The 18,591-nt window shown below is 38.9% G+C and carries 14 protein-coding genes; 8 read left to right on the top strand and 6 right to left on the bottom strand.

Going from position 1 to position 18,591, the window contains the following annotated elements:
- Positions 1-80 precede the first annotated feature (80 nt).
- Positions 81-1,088 carry a zinc-binding alcohol dehydrogenase family protein gene (locus tag AAC037_RS03395; RefSeq protein ID WP_339901648.1) on the top strand — a complete coding sequence of 336 codons (1,008 nt, stop codon included), beginning with the start codon at positions 81-83 and terminating at the stop codon, positions 1,086-1,088.
- 98 nt (positions 1,089-1,186) lie between these two features.
- Positions 1,187-1,657, top strand: a complete 471-nt coding sequence (locus AAC037_RS03390) for a hypothetical protein (RefSeq protein WP_339901647.1) — start codon at positions 1,187-1,189, stop codon at positions 1,655-1,657.
- A gap of 143 nt (positions 1,658-1,800) precedes the next feature.
- Here AAC037_RS03390 and AAC037_RS03385 read toward each other — a convergent pair whose 3' ends face one another.
- Positions 1,801-3,963: a glutamine synthetase III gene (locus tag AAC037_RS03385; RefSeq protein WP_339901645.1), complete on the bottom strand. Its 2,163-nt coding sequence runs from the start codon at positions 3,961-3,963 to the stop codon at positions 1,801-1,803.
- Positions 3,964-4,196: 233 nt separating this feature from the next.
- On the opposite strand from AAC037_RS03385, the gene mtaB reads away from it, so the two are divergent.
- From mtaB to AAC037_RS03360, 5 genes are all read left to right on the top strand, one after another.
- Entirely contained in the window at positions 4,197-5,516 is a 1,320-nt protein-coding gene (gene mtaB, locus AAC037_RS03380) for a tRNA (N(6)-L-threonylcarbamoyladenosine(37)-C(2))-methylthiotransferase MtaB (protein ID WP_339901643.1), read from the top strand.
- A 135-nt stretch (positions 5,517-5,651) separates the two neighbouring features.
- Complete coding sequence (locus AAC037_RS03375) at positions 5,652-7,037, top strand: BNR-4 repeat-containing protein (RefSeq protein ID WP_339901641.1); 1,386 nt, start codon at positions 5,652-5,654, stop codon at positions 7,035-7,037.
- 5 nt (positions 7,038-7,042) lie between these two features.
- Positions 7,043-7,717, top strand: coding sequence for a ThuA domain-containing protein (locus AAC037_RS03370; RefSeq protein ID WP_339901639.1), 675 nt, complete (start codon positions 7,043-7,045; stop codon positions 7,715-7,717).
- 27 nt (positions 7,718-7,744) lie between these two features.
- Entirely contained in the window at positions 7,745-9,133 is a 1,389-nt protein-coding gene (locus AAC037_RS03365) for a neutral/alkaline non-lysosomal ceramidase N-terminal domain-containing protein (protein WP_339901638.1), read from the top strand.
- Positions 9,134-9,157: 24 nt separating this feature from the next.
- Positions 9,158-9,865 (top strand): DUF1080 domain-containing protein, encoded by a 708-nt coding sequence (locus tag AAC037_RS03360; protein WP_339901636.1) that lies wholly within the window; start codon positions 9,158-9,160, stop codon positions 9,863-9,865.
- Between the two features lie 260 nt (positions 9,866-10,125).
- On the opposite strand, the gene AAC037_RS03355 is transcribed toward AAC037_RS03360, so the two are convergent.
- Entirely contained in the window at positions 10,126-12,261 is a 2,136-nt protein-coding gene (locus AAC037_RS03355) for a hypothetical protein (RefSeq protein WP_339901634.1), read from the bottom strand.
- Between the two features lie 199 nt (positions 12,262-12,460).
- Between AAC037_RS03355 and AAC037_RS03350 the strand changes: the two genes are divergently transcribed.
- Positions 12,461-14,221, top strand: a complete 1,761-nt coding sequence (locus tag AAC037_RS03350; protein WP_339901632.1) for a GDSL-type esterase/lipase family protein — start codon at positions 12,461-12,463, stop codon at positions 14,219-14,221.
- A gap of 7 nt (positions 14,222-14,228) precedes the next feature.
- Here the strand turns inward: AAC037_RS03350 and AAC037_RS03345 are convergent, their stop codons facing one another.
- From AAC037_RS03345 to AAC037_RS03330, 4 genes are all read right to left on the bottom strand, one after another.
- Positions 14,229-15,290 (bottom strand): dihydrodipicolinate synthase family protein, encoded by a 1,062-nt coding sequence (locus AAC037_RS03345; RefSeq protein ID WP_339901630.1) that lies wholly within the window; start codon positions 15,288-15,290, stop codon positions 14,229-14,231.
- A gap of 10 nt (positions 15,291-15,300) precedes the next feature.
- On the bottom strand, positions 15,301-16,317 hold the full coding sequence (locus tag AAC037_RS03340; protein ID WP_339901629.1) for an NAD(P)-dependent oxidoreductase: 1,017 nt from the start codon (positions 16,315-16,317) through the stop codon (positions 15,301-15,303).
- An 82-nt stretch (positions 16,318-16,399) separates the two neighbouring features.
- Positions 16,400-17,596: an Nramp family divalent metal transporter gene (locus AAC037_RS03335; RefSeq protein ID WP_339901627.1), complete on the bottom strand. Its 1,197-nt coding sequence runs from the start codon at positions 17,594-17,596 to the stop codon at positions 16,400-16,402.
- Positions 17,597-17,643: 47 nt separating this feature from the next.
- Positions 17,644-18,087 carry a hypothetical protein gene (locus AAC037_RS03330; protein WP_339901625.1) on the bottom strand — a complete coding sequence of 148 codons (444 nt, stop codon included), beginning with the start codon at positions 18,085-18,087 and terminating at the stop codon, positions 17,644-17,646.
- Positions 18,088-18,591: the final 504 nt, after the last annotated feature.

The following is an 18,591-nucleotide window of genomic DNA, read 5'->3' as shown; positions in this document are numbered from 1 at the left end:
AATAAGTAAAAAGGAGCATATTGTTGGTTAATTCCTGCATTTTTTACTTTTTGCATTCCCAAAAAACTAGCGATATACCTATGAAAATTATCAGTTGTGAACATCCGGGCGAGTTTGTGTCAAAAGAAGCTGAAACCCCACAAGCAAATGCCGGAGAGGTTATGGTAAGCATTCAGCAAATAGGAGTTTGTGGCACCGATTTACATGCCTTTGCAGGCAACCAAGCCTTTTTCACCTATCCTAGAATCCTTGGACATGAAATTGCGGCCAAGGTTGTAGCTGGCAATGGCACCTCTTTTAAAGAGGGAGAGCCGGTGGTGGTTATCCCTTATTTAAACTGTGGAAAATGTGGGGCTTGCAAAATAGGAAAAACCAATTGCTGCGAAAAGCTGAAAGTATTGGGCGTTCACACCGATGGGGCCATGCAAGAGTACATGGCCTTACCCGAATCAATTCTCATCCCTACGCCGCAATTGACCTGGGATGAAATGGCAATTGTTGAGCCGCTTTCAGTGGCAGCACATTCCGTTAAACGTGCCGGCATTAAAAAGGGGGATAAGGTTTTGGTGATGGGCTGTGGCCCCATAGGGTTGGCCATAATGGTTTTTGCGGAGTTGGCCGGTGCAGAGGTTACTGCTCTGGACGTAAATCCCTGGAGATTAAACTTAGCTAAAGCAAAGTTTAAAGCAAGCCATAGCATCAACGCGTTGGAAATAGAAAAAAATCCTTCTCTCAAAGAGACCTATAAAAATCAATACAACCTTGTATTTGATGCCACAGGGAACAAAAAGGCCATGGAGGCAGGCCCTTTTTATGCAGCGCATGGAGGCAGTTATGTTTTAGTTGGACTGTATAAGGATCAATTGGCATTTCACCACCCTTCAATACATGCCAAGGAATTAAGTATACTTTGCAGTAGGAATGCCACAAAGAAAGATTTTCTGGAGGTTATCAACACCTTAGCCCAAAAACAATTCCCTACAGCGCATTATACTACCAATAAGTTTGGTTTTACACAAACAAAGGAAAAATTTCCTGAGCTTACCCAGGCTGACAATCAGGTTATCAAAGCCTTAATTAAATTTTAAAATATTACCATTTAAAAACTCCTAACACCGATTATACATTGGCTTTTGTAACTTGATTCATTTAATTGCGAAATTTGTGCTTTAAATGAAGTCATTGTATGAATAGGTTTTCTATCTTTATTTTCAGCATTGTTTTTTCAATCTTCCCCTTACTTTCACAAGGTCAGGTAAGTAGTGGGTATCAGGTTCTAAAAACCAACAATGCTTTTGTTATTAAGCCCTATGCTATCGATTTCACGAGAATAGATACCGAGGGTATGAGTTTGGACTGTTCGACCACTAACCTTAGTAACGAATTAAATTTTAGTCATATTTCGAATTATTTTGATGAGGATACCCAAATCCTTTTTAGAAACATCAAAATTCAAGCAAGGGTGTACATCGACATTTCAGGCACCATTCAAAACCTGTATTTCATTTCAGAAAATGATCCGGAGAATTACTCCATAGACTTTAATGGATTGGCAACCACCATTAAAAGGAAGTTAAAAATTGACCAAAATAAGGAGTGTCTCACAAAAATGGAAGACAAATTTATTTCTTGGTATATTCCTCTCTTCCAGTATTAGGCTCAAAAACTCTTTGTTCTAAATTCCTTTAGAAGCTTATCTTCACATGCTGCCTTAAAAATAAATGGTAAGAATTCTTGGGGGAGTAGGAATAAAAAAAGCCCGAATAAATCGGGCTTTATAATTTTTAGATCCGTTTACTTCTATTTTAGAAATAACATTTCTCTGTATTTTACTAGTGGCCATGATTCATCATCCACTAACAATTCAAGCTTATCAACAGCATATCTGATTTTATCAAAGAAGGCTTCTTTTACATCAGAGCTATAAAGTTTCGCTTTAACGGCGATATCATCCTCTTTATTTACCCTTTTCCTTGCTTCAATCATATTGCCAACATCAGCCTTAAGTGATTCAATATGCCTTGATATTTCCTCAATCGTCTCTATGGCTGCAGAATTATCCAAACCTAAACCTTTCAAGCCATTGGCATTGGTAATCAACTTGTTTTGGTAAAGAATGGCTGTTGGAATAATGTGGTTCAATGCCAAATCTCCCATCACACGAGATTCGATTTGAACTTTCATTATATAGTTTTCCAAGCGAATCTCATGTCTTGCATGCAATTCTCTTTCATTCAATACTTTATGCTTACCATATAGCTCAGTAACCTTTTTAGAGATTAGTACATCAAGTGCTTCAGCTGTACTCTTAAGGTTAGAAAGCCCTCTTTTCTCGGCTTCATTGGCCCACTCTTCAGAGTAACCATCACCTTCGAAACGTACTTTTTTACTATCCTTAATGTATTTTCTAAGCACATTAACAATGGCAAGTTTCTTTTCTTTACCACCACTAATTTCCTTATCAATTTCTTTCTTCATTTCCTGAAGAACATCTGCCACAATCACATTCAAAGCTGTCATTGGTCCTGCAGGGTTTGCAGTAGAACCAACAGCCCTAAATTCAAATTTATTACCTGTGAAAGCAAATGGAGAAGTTCTGTTTCTATCTGTATTGTCAAGAATGATTTCAGGAATTTTAGAAATTCCCAATTTCATGTACATATTGTCTCCTTTTTCAATTTTCAGGTTACCATTTTTCTCTAACTCGTCAAGAATACTGGTAAGGGTACTTCCTAAGAAAATAGAAATTATAGCAGGAGGAGCTTCATTGGCACCTAGTCTAAAATCGTTTCCTGCGGATGCAATGCTTGCTCTAAGCAAATCAGCATTTTCATATACAGCTTTGATCGTTGCTACCAAAAAGCATAAGAATTGAAGATTTTCTCTAGCGGAATTACTAGGTTGGAAAAGGTTAACACCTGTATCCGTAATCAAAGACCAGTTGTTGTGTTTACCACTACCATTCAATCCTGCAAAAGGTTTTTCATGGAAAAGGACTTTAAGGCCATGCTTTTCAGCCACTTTCTCCATTACTTCCATCAATAGTAGGTTATGATCAGTAGCTTTATTGATATCTTCAAATAAAGGAGCTACTTCAAACTGTCCCGGGGCTACTTCATTGTGACGAGTAGAAACAGGAATACCTAATTTCAAGGCCTCAATCTCAAAGTCTTTCATGTATTCCTTAACTCTGGAAGGAATAGACCCGAAGTAATGATCATCTAATTGCTGACCTCTTGCAGGGTTGTGACCAAAAACAGATCTTCCGGCCATTACAAGGTCAGGACGCGTTGCATAAAGCGCTCTGTCTACAACGAAATACTCTTGTTCTACACCCAATGAAGGGTTCACTTTTTTGACATTTCTGTCAAAAAGCTGACAAATTTCTACAGCCGCTGAATTGATGGCTTCTGTAGACCTAATAAGAGGAGTCTTAAAGTCGAGGGCTTCACCTGTGTAAGAAACAAATATGGTAGGGATGCAAAGGGTTTGATCGAATATGAAGATTGGGGAGCTTGGATCCCAAGCTGTATAACCACGTGCTTCAAAAGTCGTCCTTATCCCACCATTTGGAAAAGAAGAAGCATCAGGCTCTTGTTGTACCAAGGTACTACCTTTGAATCTCTCCATTCCAGACATTGCGTCGAAAAAAGTATCATGCTTCTCCGCAGTTGATCCCGTTAATGGTTGAAACCAGTGCGTATAGTGCGTTGCTCCTTTAGACATGGCCCATCCTTTAACTGCAGTAGCGATTTCATCTGCAGTGGACATATCAATTTTTGTTCCTTTTTCAATCGCGGTTTTGACTTTTTTAAATACAGGACTAGCTAAGGTTTCCTGCATTTCTTTTAAGCCAAATACATGAGATCCGAAATAATCAGAAATTTTTAAAGAAGGTGCTACTGCATTGACCTTAGATCTGCCTTGCACTTTCATTAACGCTTTTTGTCTTAATGTTGCCATTTGTATAGTTTATGGTTTAAAAACTAATTACAAAATTAGAAAAATAAATGAGTTTTTCTCTATAATGGTCATTTTTAGAGGTCTTTTTAGTAATTTTTACATTTTTGACAACAAACGCGCCTTAAATATCCATCATAACTGGTGATTTTTTTCATTTTCGTCAAATTTATTGCAAAAATGGAAAACTCAATGATATTCACTAAATTTGCACCGAAATAAAAGAAATCAAAAGTTTGAAAAAAGTAGCATTCTATACCCTCGGTTGCAAATTAAATTATGCAGAGACCTCCACTATCAGCCGTATGTTTGAAAAAAAGGGCTATTTGAAGGTTGGCTTTGAAGAATCTCCCGACATATTCATCATCAATACTTGTTCAGTAACTGAAAATGCTGATAAAAAATGTAAGAAGATCGTCAAGGAAGCTAAAAAAATATCTCCCGATGGGTTCATCGCCATCATCGGATGCTATGCGCAGCTCAAACCAAAAGAAATCGCCACCATTCCAGGGGTTGATGCTGTACTAGGAGCTGCGGAAAAATTTAGGCTGATAGAACTACTAGACGATTTCTCTGCAGGGCAGGAAGCCAAGGTATATGCCTCTTCTATTGCAAAGGCAGAAGAATTTAACAATGCCTATAGCATACATGACCGAACCAGGACTTTCTTGAAAGTGCAAGATGGATGCAATTATGGTTGCGCCTTTTGTACCATTCCCTTGGCAAGAGGTAAAAGTCGAAGCGATACCATTTCTAATATAGTGAAAGCGGCCAATGAAATCGCAGTAACTGACGTTAAAGAAATCGTAATTACAGGAGTTAATATCGGGGATTATGGTATTCAGAATGGTAAAAGAAAAGAAAAATTTATTGACTTGATTCAGGCCTTGGACCAGGTTTCCGGAATTGATAGGTTTCGAATTTCATCCATAGAGCCTAATCTTCTGATCAATGAAGCCATAACCTTTGTTGCTCAATCCAAACATTTTGTCCCTCACTTTCATGTGCCATTACAATCCGGAAGCAACACCATCTTAAGAAAAATGGGGAGAAGGTATTTGAGAGAATTGTATGAAGACCGCGTCAGTAAAATCAAAGGACTAATGCCTCATTGCTGTATTGGGGTAGATGTTATTGTGGGCTTTCCAGGTGAAACTGAAGCATTATTTCTAGAAACTTATGAGTTCTTAAAAGAACTCCCCATTTCCTACCTGCATGTATTTACCTATTCTGAACGAGCCAATACAAGGGCTGCAGAAATGGATGATGTAGTACCTATGAAAATAAGGAATAAGAGATCTAAAATGTTGAGGATTCTTTCAGAAAAGAAAAAAAGAGCTTTCTATGAAGAAAACATTGGCAAAACATATACTGTATTATTTGAAGGTGATGTAGAAGATGGTAAAATGTTTGGCTTTACAGAAAACTATATTAGAGTTAGCGCAAAATACGATCCGCTTTTAATCAACGAACTTAAAGAAGTGACTTTAATCGGCATTAATGAGAAGGGAAGCATGGATGTTTTAGAACCTGAAATTGAAGCAATTCACCATTAGAAAAATAAATTGGTAACGTTAATCAACCGATAATACGACTAATCTTTAATTTTATAATTTTTATAGTGATAGAATGAATATCATGCGTTAAATTGGTTTTTAGAAAGATTTTATCCCTAATCCAATTTAATAAAAATGCTCATTCATTCTAAAAAGCTTCTCTTTACAGCATTTGTACTTCTGCTACAAATTAATCACACTTTTTCCCAGAAAACCAAAAAGAAAGACTTTGACCCATACCAAGCTGTTAAAATAGCTGATGATGGAAGCTGGTGTTGGTTTCAGGATGAAAGGGCATTATTAATTGACAATAAAGTAATCTTTACCGGAGTTACATCTCAAGGGTACAATACGGTTAATGCGTGGAATTTAGATGACAATAGTTCGGCTACCACCATTATTACCGAAGGTTCTCTTCCGGCTGATGACCACAATGTGGGTTCACTTATGCTCAGACCGGATGGGAAAATTTTAACTGTCTATTCAGGGCACACCTATGACCCCTATATAAGACACAGAACCACCGTCAATCCTTATGATATCAGTGAGTGGACGGAAGAAAAAGTCTTTACTGCCAACGCAAAGGTTTGTTATTCCAATACCTATTACCTAGAAGAAGCAGAAATTACCTATAATTTCTTTAGAGGAAATGGAAACAACCCCCATTATATGGTTTCCAAAGATTTCGGTGACACATGGACTTTCGGCGGTAGGCTATTTGAATTTCCCGGAAGATCTTATTTGAGGTATGCCTCAGATGGCAAAAACCGCATACACTTCATTACCACAGATGGTCACCCCAGGCATATGAACAATAACATCTATCATGGATATGTGGAGAATGGTAAGGCTTATAGATCGGATGGATCACTCGTTGGCCCCCTAAGCACAACAGAGAGCAGCAAGTTTCAACCATCAGATTTTACTTTAGTCTTCGATGGAGACCTTGAAACAAGAGAAGATGTTGGCTGGACCAGCGACATCCAACTGGATGAAAACGGTGAACCTTATTTCGTATTTACAGTGGCCAAAGATCCGGTAACAAGAGGTGAAAGGGTTAATGTTTCAAAAGGAGGATTTGACAATAGGTACCATTATGCACGCTGGGAAAATGGCCGGTGGATAGAAGATGAAATTGCCTATGCCGGGAGTCGTTTGTATCCGGATGAAAATGAATATACTGGATTGATAAGCCTTAACCCTAAAGACAAAAACATTCTTTATTTCTCTGCGGATGTTCACCCGGTATCTGGTGAACCCCTACTTGTGGATGGAGAAAGAAGGTATGAAATTTTTAGGGGGGAAAGATTGAATGAAAATAGCCCTTGGGAATTTACTCCGGTTACCTTTAATTCAAAAGAAAACAACCTCAGGCCTATCGTTTTGGCCGATGACGAGCGAGAGATTGTACTGTGGCTGAAAGGAAGGTATACTACATATAAAGACTACCAGTTGAAGGTATATGGTAAAGTCATCAAGGATAAAAAAAAAAGGATAAAGAGAAAAAAAACAAAAAGATAACATTCTTGATCAGCAAGGATCCAAACAATTACGAAGCAAACCTTACCATTCCTTATTTTGCTATGAAACTGGCCAAGGAAAATGGATTTGAGACCAAAGTAATTCTAGGAGAAGGGGAAAGAAAAGCATTCAGCCTACCGGAATTAGAAAAAAATATGGATTGTGACCTTCTGGTCCTTTTCCTGCGGAGAGTGGCGCTTTCTTCTGAACAAATGCAACTGATCAAAAACCATATTGCTGATGGAAAACCTATATTAGGTATAAGAACAGCCAATCATGCCTTTTCTGTAACTGAGGAAGACATTCCTTTCGGTTATGAAGATTGGTGGGAATTTGTACCAGAAGTATTGGGACATGAAAACAAAGGCTATGGACCTGCAAAAGCAGCAACTCATGTAAAGGCAGAGAAGAAGGTCGGTAAAGGAATATTGAAAGGCATTACTCAAAGTGAATGGCAAAGCCAAGGTAATCTCTACCTTTTGGAGAATAGCCTGGATAAAAAAGCCAAAGTAATACTTAGTGGAACCTCTGATGGTAAGACCATGCCAATAGCCTATACCAGAAAATATAGGGATGTTAACGTATTCTACACCTCTTTGGGATATCCTACTGATTTTGTACACCCCAATTTTAATCAAATGCTGGTAAACGCAATACACTGGACACTCAATATAAAATAAGCCAAGTACAAACTTATACATTCAACTATGAAAAGCTTCATTTTAACCCACCAACCTATTTTATTCACCTCCTTGCTGTTTTTATTTCTAGCCCTTGGTTACCAAAGCAAGGCACAGAAAAAAACCGGCTGGAAAACGGGTACAGATAAAATCAATATCACCCCTTCCTCTTCATTATGGATGGCCGGTTATGGACATAGAGACCATACAGCAGAAGGCAAATATGGAGAACTCTGGGTAAAAGTACTGGCCATTGAAGATGCCCATGGGTACCAAACCGTAATTGTAACCTCTGACTTGCTGGGCCTCCCAAAAAACCTCTCGGACGAAATTAGAAATGCTGTTAACAAGAAATTTGGGCTTGAAAAATCACAGCTTGTTTTGAACAGCAGCCATACCCATTCCGCTCCTGTTCTTGGGAAATCCTTGTTTGACATTTACCCCATGAATGATCAGCAACGCAAAGATGTAGCGCAATACACAGATCAGCTTCAAAACGATATCGTAGCGAGTATTGGCAAGGCACTTTCCAACATGAAACCCTCCCAAATTTTTTCCAATAACGGAACGGCACGCTTTCAAGTCAATAGAAGAAACAATAAAGAGAGTGAAGTACATTTGTCAACAGACCTTAAAGGGCCAATGGACCATGCAGTCCCTGTAATTAAGGTAATGGACGACAAATACCAAATTACTACAGTCCTGTTTGGTTACGCTTGTCACCCAACTGTTCTTAGCGGTTACCAATGGTCGGGAGATTATCCGGGGTATGCCCAGGAAGTAGTGGAAAAGAATTACCCGGGGGCCATGGCCATGTTTTTCCAAGGCGCCGGAGGAGATCAAAACCCACTACCAAGGAGAACCTTGCCTCTGGCCAAGCAATATGGGACAGTTTTGGCAGCAACAGTTGAAAGAGTGCTTTCAGAGGACATGAAGCTTTTAGAGCCTTCCCTAAAAAGTGCGTATACAGAAATAGACTTGAGTCTGGAAGCACCTCCTAGCAAGGCCGAACTTAATCAAATAATCAATGAGCAAAGCGGCTATATGAAAAGGTGGGCAATAAGAACATTAGGAGAAATAGAAGCCGGAAACCCTCTTCCTTCTTCTTACCCTTTCCCCCTACAGGTAATCAAAATAGGCAATCAAGCCCTTTTCACCATGGGTGGTGAGGTAACGGTAGGTTATGCCAATCGACTGAAAGAAAAGTATGGACCTGAGATATTTGTAATGACTTATACCAATGATGTCATGAGCTATATCCCTACTGAAGTCATCCTTAAAGAAGGGGGATATGAAGGCCATACTGCACAAATGGTATATGGGCTACCAAGCAAATGGAAGCCGGGCTTAGAAGATCAAATCCTTTCAGCCTTTGATAAGTTGGCTGCAAAATTAGCCATTCAACCAATAAAATAAATCGAACCTTTTCCAGTAGACCCCATGAGAAAAATAAATCAGAAAATTATCGCTGTAATAGTCACATTTCTTATAAGTAGCTCCCTTTCATTGGACTCATTTTCCCAATCCAACGCCTATGAAGTTTTGTTTGATGGAAAATCCTTGGATAAATGGTGTCCCAAAAATGCACCTAACTCAGCCATAAAAGGATGGAAAATTGAAGACGGAATGCTTTTTATGAATGGTGAAGGTGGTGGAGATATTATCACCAAGGAAAAATACAGTGACTTTGAACTGGTTTTTGAATTTAACCTTACAGAAAATGCCAATAGTGGTATAAAATATTTTGTAGATACCATTTACAATGAAAAAACCGGAAATATGATGGTCAATGGACCTGAATATCAAATTATAGATGATTACAATTACAAAGGAGTGAAAGACGACCCTAATGGAACCACTTCAACAGGAGCTGCTTACCTTTTCTATCCACCAAAAAACAAAGAATTAAAACCCCATGGCTCATGGAACCAAGGCAAGATTGTAGCCAAAGGAAAAAAGGTAAGTCATTATTTAAATGGGAAAAAATTAGTGAGTTACACCCGAGGGAATAAAGATTTTCTAAAGAAAAAATCAGAAAACAAATTTAAAGATGACAAAAATTATGGGGAGCTAGAAGAAGGACATATCTTGATAACAGACCATGGTGATAAAGTCTTTTTTCGTAACATTAAAATCAAAAAGTTATAGTGAAGAAGGGTCCTTGCTAAAGGGTTTCTAAAACAATTAATTTACCAATTGCTGATGAAATACAGAAACGTATTTCATCAGCAATTGGCATTTTAATGCAATTCCTTCCTAAAAAAATAACGGCTTATTACTTATAGGTCATGACAGGAGATCAACCAAAGGCTTGCTTTAATAACCATCCATATATTGTTCCTCCACCATTTTTATTGCGCTTTATACTTTCGCCTACGCTGTGACAGGCCTTTCTTTCCCTCAAAGGTTTATTTATACTCTTCCAACATCAAGGAAGATTTTTGGTCAAAGTTATCAGCGATTTTAGACTTCTTGGTCAAATCCCAATAACTCTGGTCTTTCAACACCAATACTTGTGTGGCAACAATCCAGCTTTGCGTCCAACCCGTAAGGGTTCCCCACGCGCCCCAACCTGCATCGGCATTTGAGGCCCAATACTCCCATCTCTCATAATCAAAAGCCCTAAACCAAGCCCCATCAAGATCTTTGAGCGTTTGACTTTTCACTTGAATCCTTGTTAAGAAGTCGGATAATTTCTCCAATGCCTCGAAGTAAGCAGGATTCCCAGTAGCATGGGCTGCTTCATTCAGGCTAAAGAAAGCAAAATTGCTGGTATACAACATATCCGCTATAGGATCTCCATTTTCAAATATCAATGGTGCTTCGTGCAAGCCATATTCTTGGTTTGAGGCTGTCCGTCCATATTTACCTTTATCTGCTCCCCCCAATTCCTCCATGATGGCCCCACTCTCCACCTGATTCTCCAAAAGCTTACTTACAATTCTGTCTAACCACTCGCGGTGTTCAGGGGTATCTTCCACTTTTACCAACCAGGCCAAAGGTAAAATCATTCTAGCCCTTTCCTGTTGGATGCCATTGGTCCAATGCCAGTCCTCAGGATATTTATCCATCATTATTTCTATAGCTTTTTTAGACTTGGCAAGTAAAGGCTCATATCCTGTTTTGTCATAAAGCCACAAATAAATCGCCCACATCCAAGATTCAAAATGAGGGGCAGGATTAATCGTCTCTTGGTTCCAATAATGTTTCCAGCCCAATCGCTGCAGGTTGGTGTTGTTTAAACGACTACCTCTAAATCCATTTTTTCCGGTAGTTCTAAAATTCGCCAATATGCCCGCAATCATTTCATCATTCCAATCCTCATTTTGCATATGGGCCATTGCGCCTATCACGCCTAGGATGGCCCTGGCATTGTCATCACCATAGTATACAAAAGGATGGGTATTAGACCAGCCTATCAACCCATAGGCTGCAGAATCCGGATCGCTCCGAGGGCCTGATGTAAGGTTTTCTCTGTACAAGAATTCAATTAAATTTTCTGCCGGTATATTGTAGGCTGGATCGTCTAGTAAACTGGCTGCAGCAGCAAGTGCATAGGCACCCTCCCCTTGTACATCTGCCCTTATCCAATAGCGATATTGCTGTGTGCCATCGTAAAAGATGTTGGAAGAATGCCCCTCCAATAATCCCTCTGTCCCATCTCCTGACTGAAAATCTTCAGGAACCGGAGGACCAATAGGATTTGTACCATCACCTTGGTATTTTAACCAGTAATCTTTCCAATTTTCGGCGATGTAAAACTTTCCTTTTTCAAACCAATCCACCCCTTTTTTAACTGAATTAATTTTATCCTTACGGGTTATATTTTCGGAGGCACCAAAAGAAGGTTCTACTATCCGTGGCCAAGCATCAAAACTAAATTTCTTATCTTGAGGCGTAATTTCATTTATTATATGTGACCACAATGCCTGCCAATGTGCTTCCGGCCCAAATCTGCCTTTAGCAAAATCAGATAATTTACTTAGGGCAATAAAGCCCTGGTCTTTTTTAAATAATAAGGGGTAAGCCGGAACACCTTCCAATCCATAGACTGCACTGTCAAGGCCTGCCACCTTAGCCACTACCACCAATGGATCGCTTACCTCCGAAGCAATAACATGGCAATCATTGATGCCCAATATTTTCATGGGATAAAGGCTGTCGCCAAATTGATCTGAAACCACAACCGCCCTTTCCAGCCTGGTCTTCAACACTTCTCCGTTACTTTCCAGACCTTCAAAATCCTCAGGGTACTCCAGATAATATTTAATATTTTTTTCTTCTACCGCTGAAAAAAACGTATCTGGGATAGCTACCCTGTTCTTGGGGTATTCAGTAGACAATACCAATAAGGTTTCACCGCTGCTCATCCCCTCAATGGCCGGCATTATATCGTTATGAAACTCTAAGTCATACCCCTCACCGTCCAACCATTGAAATAGATCCGTGTTTTGGGATCCTACGATGTGAATTTTTTCTTTTGAGCTTGAGTTGCAAGAGGTGATAAGGATTGATAAAACTATAAAAAGCCAGCGTCTATACATAAAATAATTATTTTCCATATAAAACCGCAATATAGAAGAAATACCCATTAATTAGCAAGCTTAACCTGAAATTAGACACAATTAAAAACGGTGTTATTTTCTTATCCGCAACAAATAAATGACCTCGGAAAAATAGGATGTTCAGCCAATTATTCATAATGAAATTCTTATCTTTAAACCTACTCATATGATTTAAAAAATGCGGATCAATTACCACGGTTTTCTTCTGTTCTCCTTCTTTTATTTAGCCTTATTTCCGGCTCAAGCTGAAAATAACAACGACTCCACCTCATCAAAAAATGGTCCTATAGCGACACTGGAAATTCGTACGATAGAAACCAAGGGAAAGCACTTATTGCATATTTCCCAAGAAATAGATCAAGATTTGTTATCCATTAATCCCGATGTAGTTTTTATTATGGCAGGGAAAAATGACATGACTCAGTTTCATACCCCAAAAGCTGAGCACAGTTTTAAATCTAGCTATCAGAAAATTATTTCAGGGTTAAAACAAAACGGTATAGAAACGGTTCTATTCAACCTTCCCTCCTTAAGTACGGACAATAATGGTTTTAATTTGCCTGATTTCAAAGCTTCACAGCAATTTCAATTAAACAAGGCGAATGCTATTATTCAAAGCCTTGCTAAAGCAAACGAAATCAAATGGATTGATATAAAATCAGCCTATGCTAACAATAATAGCACACCTGGCTCAAAGTTTAATTCAGATAAAGCCATAAGTCCCAAAATTGCCAACCGAATTGCTGCCTTGCAGGCCTATCAATACCTAGAAAACAATAAGAAGCTGGATAAAAAATTAACTGTATTATTTTTGAGCGATGCTACTACGGAAAGTAAGGTTTCGCGCGAGAAGGAAAAGGTTGAAAGCATTCAATACCACTTTGAAAAATTGGTGAATTGGCAAAAAATTGCTCCCTATTTTGCCGTCCCTGATAAATATAAGGAAGATAGAGGAACATTTAAGGACCCATTTATTTTTGACGATCAATCAAAGGTTACTTCCTTGAAAGATTGGAAGAAACGAAGACAAGAAATCCTTAATGCTTGGCATGCTTATATGGGAGAATGGCCTAAATTAATTGAAAACCCTAGTTTTGAGGTGCTTTCTTCGGTTAACAAAGCGGACTATATTCAAAAAAAGATTCGTTTCGAGTGGATTCCGGGTCAAATGACCCAAGGATACCTATTGGTTCCTTATCAAGCCAATAATCTACCGGCAGTGGTTACAGTTTATTATGAACCGGAAACAGCGATAGGAGAAGGCAAAGAAGAGAGAGATTTCGCCTTACAATTAGCCAAACGTGGTTTTGTGACCCTATCAATCGGCACCACCGAAACTACTGAGAACAAGACTTACGCTCTTTATCATCCACATATAGACAGTGCTACTGTTGAACCCCTTTCATTATTGGCGTATGCAGCAGCGAATGCCTGGCATTTACTTGCAAGTTTACCGGAAGTAAATAAGGAGAAAATTGGGATAATGGGACATAGCTATGGAGGAAAATGGGCCATGTTTGCTTCTTGTTTATTCGAGAATTTTGCAGCAGCAGCATGGTCAGATCCCGGAATTGTTTTCGATCAAAAAAGACCAAATATCAATTACTGGGAACCTTGGTACTTGGGCTACCACCCTAGACCTAGAAGAGAGAGAGGTGTTCCTAATGCAGCAAACCCTGCAAGAGGCACCTACCTTCAACTCTTGAAAGACAACAGAGATCTTCACGAACTTCATGTTTTAATGGCTCCCCGCCCTTTTTTAGTTTCCGGAGGAGAAGAGGACGGGGAGCATCGATGGGTTCCATTGAACCATAGCATCCAAGCAAATAAATTGTATGGTTACAATGACCGTGTTGGAATGAGTAATCGGCCGGAGCACTCCCCTAATCCGAAATCCAATGCAATCATATACAATTTCTTTGACTATTTCTTAAAATAAGAAAATCCTAAGAAAGGAAACTTTGAAGATTTTCTTTTACAAAAGCGTCATCATTCAGCCAAGGATAAGCTTCATATACTCGGTCAATTTCTTCTGATTGACCGGGAGAAAGAACTTCATTGGGATTGAGGCACCAAGTTCCCTGAAGTAAGCCCTGTCGTCTTAGTACTTCATGAATACCAGGGATACATCCTTTGAATTGATTTTTTGGATCAAAAATAACGGCATTGGAATCGGTTATTTGCACGCCCAACTCAAGCAATTCCGGCATGGCTGCAGGGTTATTGTCCCGACATTCTTTTACCTTTTCTAAAAGTTCAACAGCTTTAGTGGTCCACACTGCCCAATGGCCAAGTAACCCACCAACCACTCTTTTCGTGATTTTTTCTCCATTGACCATGAAGGTAAATGGCGTAAGTAGGTCTGCCACGATATTGTCATCATTTCCGGTATACAAGGCAATTTCTTTATGGCGACTGGAAGAACAAACAGCCCTAACCACATCCAATGACTGGTACCTGTTAAAAGGTGCCATTTTAATGGCCTGAACATTTGGGATATCAGCAAAATCCTTCCAGAAATCATAGCTCAAAAGTCGGCCTCCGGCTGAAGGCTGAAGGTAAAAACCAAAAATAGGCATCACCTCAGCTACTTTTTCTGCTCTTTTTATCAAATCCTTTTCTGACCAATCTCCCAATCCCCCTGCGCTCAGCAAACCTAGGTCATATCCCAAGTCCTTTGCCAAAGAAGCCTCGGCTACTGCCTGTTTGGTATCACCTACAATTCCTGCCACCATTGCAAAAGGTCTGGTAATGGCTGCTGCTTTGACTTCTTCCATGGCCATTCTTAAGACCGGCTCAAAAAGTCCATATTTCTTTTCCCTGATTTCAAATTGGGTACTGTGTACACCCACTGCCATTCCTCCGGCCCCGGAAGCGATATAATAGCGAGACAATGCACGTTGGTATTTCTCGTCAAGTTCTCTATCTGCATTTAAAGCCAATGGATGGGCAGGTATCACGGTCCCATCATGTAATAATTGCCTGATTGCGGGATTAATATTACTCATTATTTAATAATTAAAATTTTCCTTCTCTTTCCTGAAAGTGGGTTGGTTTATTTAATGTGGCACCATCTTGCTGAATCCATTGTGCAGTCATCTCAATCATTGTCAACAAAGAAACAGAAGGGTAGCCAAATAGTTGGTGACAAAGAGAGGCATTGTTCAATAAAACCTTGGGCTCCGGCTCATTCACAAAGACAGGCTTTTTGTTCAATAACTGTCCAAATTTCTCAGCAACTTGTCGGATACTGATTGTCTCCGGACCGGTGACATTAAGTATTTTTGGGGGGCTGCTGGTATGCAACAATGAACGGATGGCAATTTCATTTGCATCTCCTTGCCAGATTACATTCATATGCCCACTCCTTAAATTGATAGGTTTTTCTGTATTTACCATCTTACCTATTTCCAAGAGGTTTCCATAACGCAGATCAATGGCATAATTGAGTCTATACATCAACATGGGGATGTTGTATTGATGACTGAAGTATTCAAATACACGCTCTCTTCCTAAGCAGGATTGTGCATATTCGCCAATTGGTTCCGGTGGAGTATCTTCCAAAGCACCACCGGATGCATGGTGTACAAATGGATAGATGTTTCCACTAGAAAACACGATGATTTTTGATTTTTTATACTTGGTAGCAACCCTTCCCGGTAAGTAGGCATTCATGGCCCAAGTGGAGTGCTCCTGACCTGTAGTACCAAACTTTTTGCCTGCCATATAGATAACATTCTCAACGTCAGGTAAAGCTTGTAATGCTTCGTCATCTAATAAATCAGCAGCTATACAGGTCACCCCGTGATTTTCAAGATCAATTCTTAGGCTGTCATCAGAAAACCTAGAAACACCTATTACTTTTTTTTCTATTCCGGCTTCTTTTACGGCTCTGCTGGCAAGTTTCGCCAAGCTAGGCCCCATTTTGCCGGCAACGCCTAAAATAATGATATCACCTTTTATTTCTTTGATGTCCTTGACCAAGCCAGCAGTGGGCTTGCTAAGAATTTCCTCTAATTCTTCAATAGATTTCATGGATTCAATAGTAAATTTTAGTGGTTTGATCATTCCCTTAAACCGGTTCGCCTAAAGAAAAAACCATATATTAAGTTATTTTTTATGCATTAAACAAAGAATAAGCATTGCTTAATGCCAAAGTAAACAGGACCAATAAGCCAATTACACCAATAATATTGGTGAACTTATTATTCTTTAGGGAGCCCATAATGTTGGTATCGTTACCAATTAAAAAGAGTCCTAAGCCTATAAAAGGAACTGCGAATATGGTAATTCCCTGAGCAAATACTATCAGCTCAAGAGGTAACCTTCCAAATACTAGTGCTATGGATGCCCCAATTATTATAATCAGTGTGATTAAAATTTTTACTGGTGTACCATTTAAATTCCTTCCCAAAGACAAAGCGTCTGAAAGCAATGTTCCGCCTATACTTGCATTTCCCAAAAGAGAGGAAAAGGAAGCCCCAAACAAACCGATCATGAAAACCATAAAGGAAAACTTTCCATATACAGGCTCTAATGCCATTCCAATATCTCCAGCAGAGGTAACAGTAACCCCCTTAGGGTACAAGATGGTTGCTGCACTAATCATTATCATCGAAGAGATAAGCCCTAAAATAACTATTCCGGTATAACTTTCTCTTAAGGCATCTGTCGATTCACTCTTTGCCCAGCCTTTTTCCTGCACCAGATAAGATTGGTAAAAAGCTCCTGCAATAGAAAAGCTTGAAGCAACCAAAGCAATTACCAAGATAAAAGAACCTTTTGGAATACTCGGATTCAGCCCCGCTAATACCTCAGACCATACGGGTGGTGCAATGATCAGGGTGAAAAGGAAGGAAATTAACATTATCCCTACCATGATCATCATTACCTTTTCTAAAATCTTATAGAAAGATTTAAAAAACATCAACGAAATAGCCATCAATGAGATCACTACAATCCACAAACTATTGGTTTGCCCAAGTGACTCTGAAAGCGCCAATCCTGCACCAACAGTATTCCCTGCTTGGAAGGCAGCGGTAACAAAGAAAATGCTTATTCCGGCCATTAAAGCGGCAGCATTACCCCATTTTTTTCTAAAGAGCGTGATAAGGGATTGATCAGAGGCCAAACCAATCCTTGCCCCCATACCTGTAAAAGTCAACATTAAGAGAGCAGCCACTAGGATTACCCAAAGTAAATTGTAGCCATAGACTGCACCCAATTTAGAAGTAATGGTAAGGCTACCGGGACCAAAAACCAAAGCGGCTGTAATTAATCCTGGCCCTAGAGATTTAAACCAACGACGGATCATATGTGTAATTTATGCAAAATTTAAATGTGAATTTATTGTGGTTAAAATTAAAAATGCTTTCGGTTAAATACCTCTGACAATATCACTGCATCTTTTAAAGTCTCAGGGTTTTTCAAAATTTTAGCATACTTGTTACCTACGGTATATTCTCCAGCTACATCTACCACTTCACCCAAAATCTTTTTATTGTCATCTATATCCACCTGATCATCAAGCTTCACCAAGGGCTGTTTAATACTTTGGTAGGCACTTGTATGTGTTTTTTCTCTCGGCTTATAATCCTCTTCTTCAGCAGGAAATTCCTCTTGTTTTACCTCCGGGAACTCACGATCACCATGCTCATCATCCCATTCGTTTTTACTCTCTTCAGGGACTGTCTCTGTTTGATCTTTTCGAATTTCACGCAACAACTCCTCAAAGGAAGGTCCTTGGTTGGGAGCTTGCTCATTCCCTTCCTTTTCAGCATACTCCTCATCAGGTTTCTTTTTCACAAAAGAAGTGTAAATAAAATAGATAATTACTGCTATTAAATATAATACCGTGCTACCGTCCATAAACCTCCGTAGTGACTTGAAATTAAAATTACAAAAATAATCCGGTATCAGGCTATTTTTTTGACGGGTATCAAATAAAAAGGTTCAATGGTTTTCTGAAAAATGAAGCTAAATAAATTCGTCTTATGCCACTCAAAATATTAAATTAAATGAGCTTTATTATACCATAATATGACCTTAGTCAACTAATGTTAAATTTTAAATATTTCTTCTTTTATTTAAAAAAAATTAATTATATTATAATAATATTTAAATACAGATTATAGTTGTCATAAAACCTGAACTCTGCCATGAAAACTGCACCGCTAACCCCCTTTCAATTAGAAAAAGAAATCGCTTGCCCTAACTTATTGGTCAAAACACGTTACGGAAATGTTAATTTAAAGTCATTAATTAAAGACCAAAGAATTATTATTTATACCAATCCATTTGAATTAATTC

Source organism: uncultured Cyclobacterium sp., from assembly GCF_963976465.1.
GTDB lineage: Bacteria > Bacteroidota > Bacteroidia > Cytophagales > Cyclobacteriaceae > Cyclobacterium.
This window is presented reverse-complemented; position numbering and strand designations above follow the sequence as displayed.

What these genes read in the sequence shown, in the direction of transcription:
- AAC037_RS03365 (WP_339901638.1), top strand. Translation starts at nt 7,745, where the DNA reads ATGAAAAGCTTCATTTTAACCCACCAACCTATTTTATTCACCTCCTTG.
- AAC037_RS03385 (WP_339901645.1), bottom strand. Translation starts at nt 3,963, where the DNA reads ATGGCAACATTAAGACAAAAAGCGTTAATGAAAGTGCAAGGCAGATCT.
- AAC037_RS03390 (WP_339901647.1), top strand. Translation starts at nt 1,187, where the DNA reads ATGAATAGGTTTTCTATCTTTATTTTCAGCATTGTTTTTTCAATCTTC.
- AAC037_RS03360 (WP_339901636.1), top strand. Translation starts at nt 9,158, where the DNA reads ATGAGAAAAATAAATCAGAAAATTATCGCTGTAATAGTCACATTTCTT.
- AAC037_RS03340 (WP_339901629.1), bottom strand. Translation starts at nt 16,317, where the DNA reads ATGAAATCTATTGAAGAATTAGAGGAAATTCTTAGCAAGCCCACTGCT.
- AAC037_RS03395 (WP_339901648.1), top strand. Translation starts at nt 81, where the DNA reads ATGAAAATTATCAGTTGTGAACATCCGGGCGAGTTTGTGTCAAAAGAA.
- AAC037_RS03335 (WP_339901627.1), bottom strand. Translation starts at nt 17,596, where the DNA reads ATGATCCGTCGTTGGTTTAAATCTCTAGGGCCAGGATTAATTACAGCC.
- AAC037_RS03375 (WP_339901641.1), top strand. Translation starts at nt 5,652, where the DNA reads ATGCTCATTCATTCTAAAAAGCTTCTCTTTACAGCATTTGTACTTCTG.
- AAC037_RS03355 (WP_339901634.1), bottom strand. Translation starts at nt 12,261, where the DNA reads ATGTATAGACGCTGGCTTTTTATAGTTTTATCAATCCTTATCACCTCT.
- AAC037_RS03350 (WP_339901632.1), top strand. Translation starts at nt 12,461, where the DNA reads ATGCGGATCAATTACCACGGTTTTCTTCTGTTCTCCTTCTTTTATTTA.
- AAC037_RS03345 (WP_339901630.1), bottom strand. Translation starts at nt 15,290, where the DNA reads ATGAGTAATATTAATCCCGCAATCAGGCAATTATTACATGATGGGACC.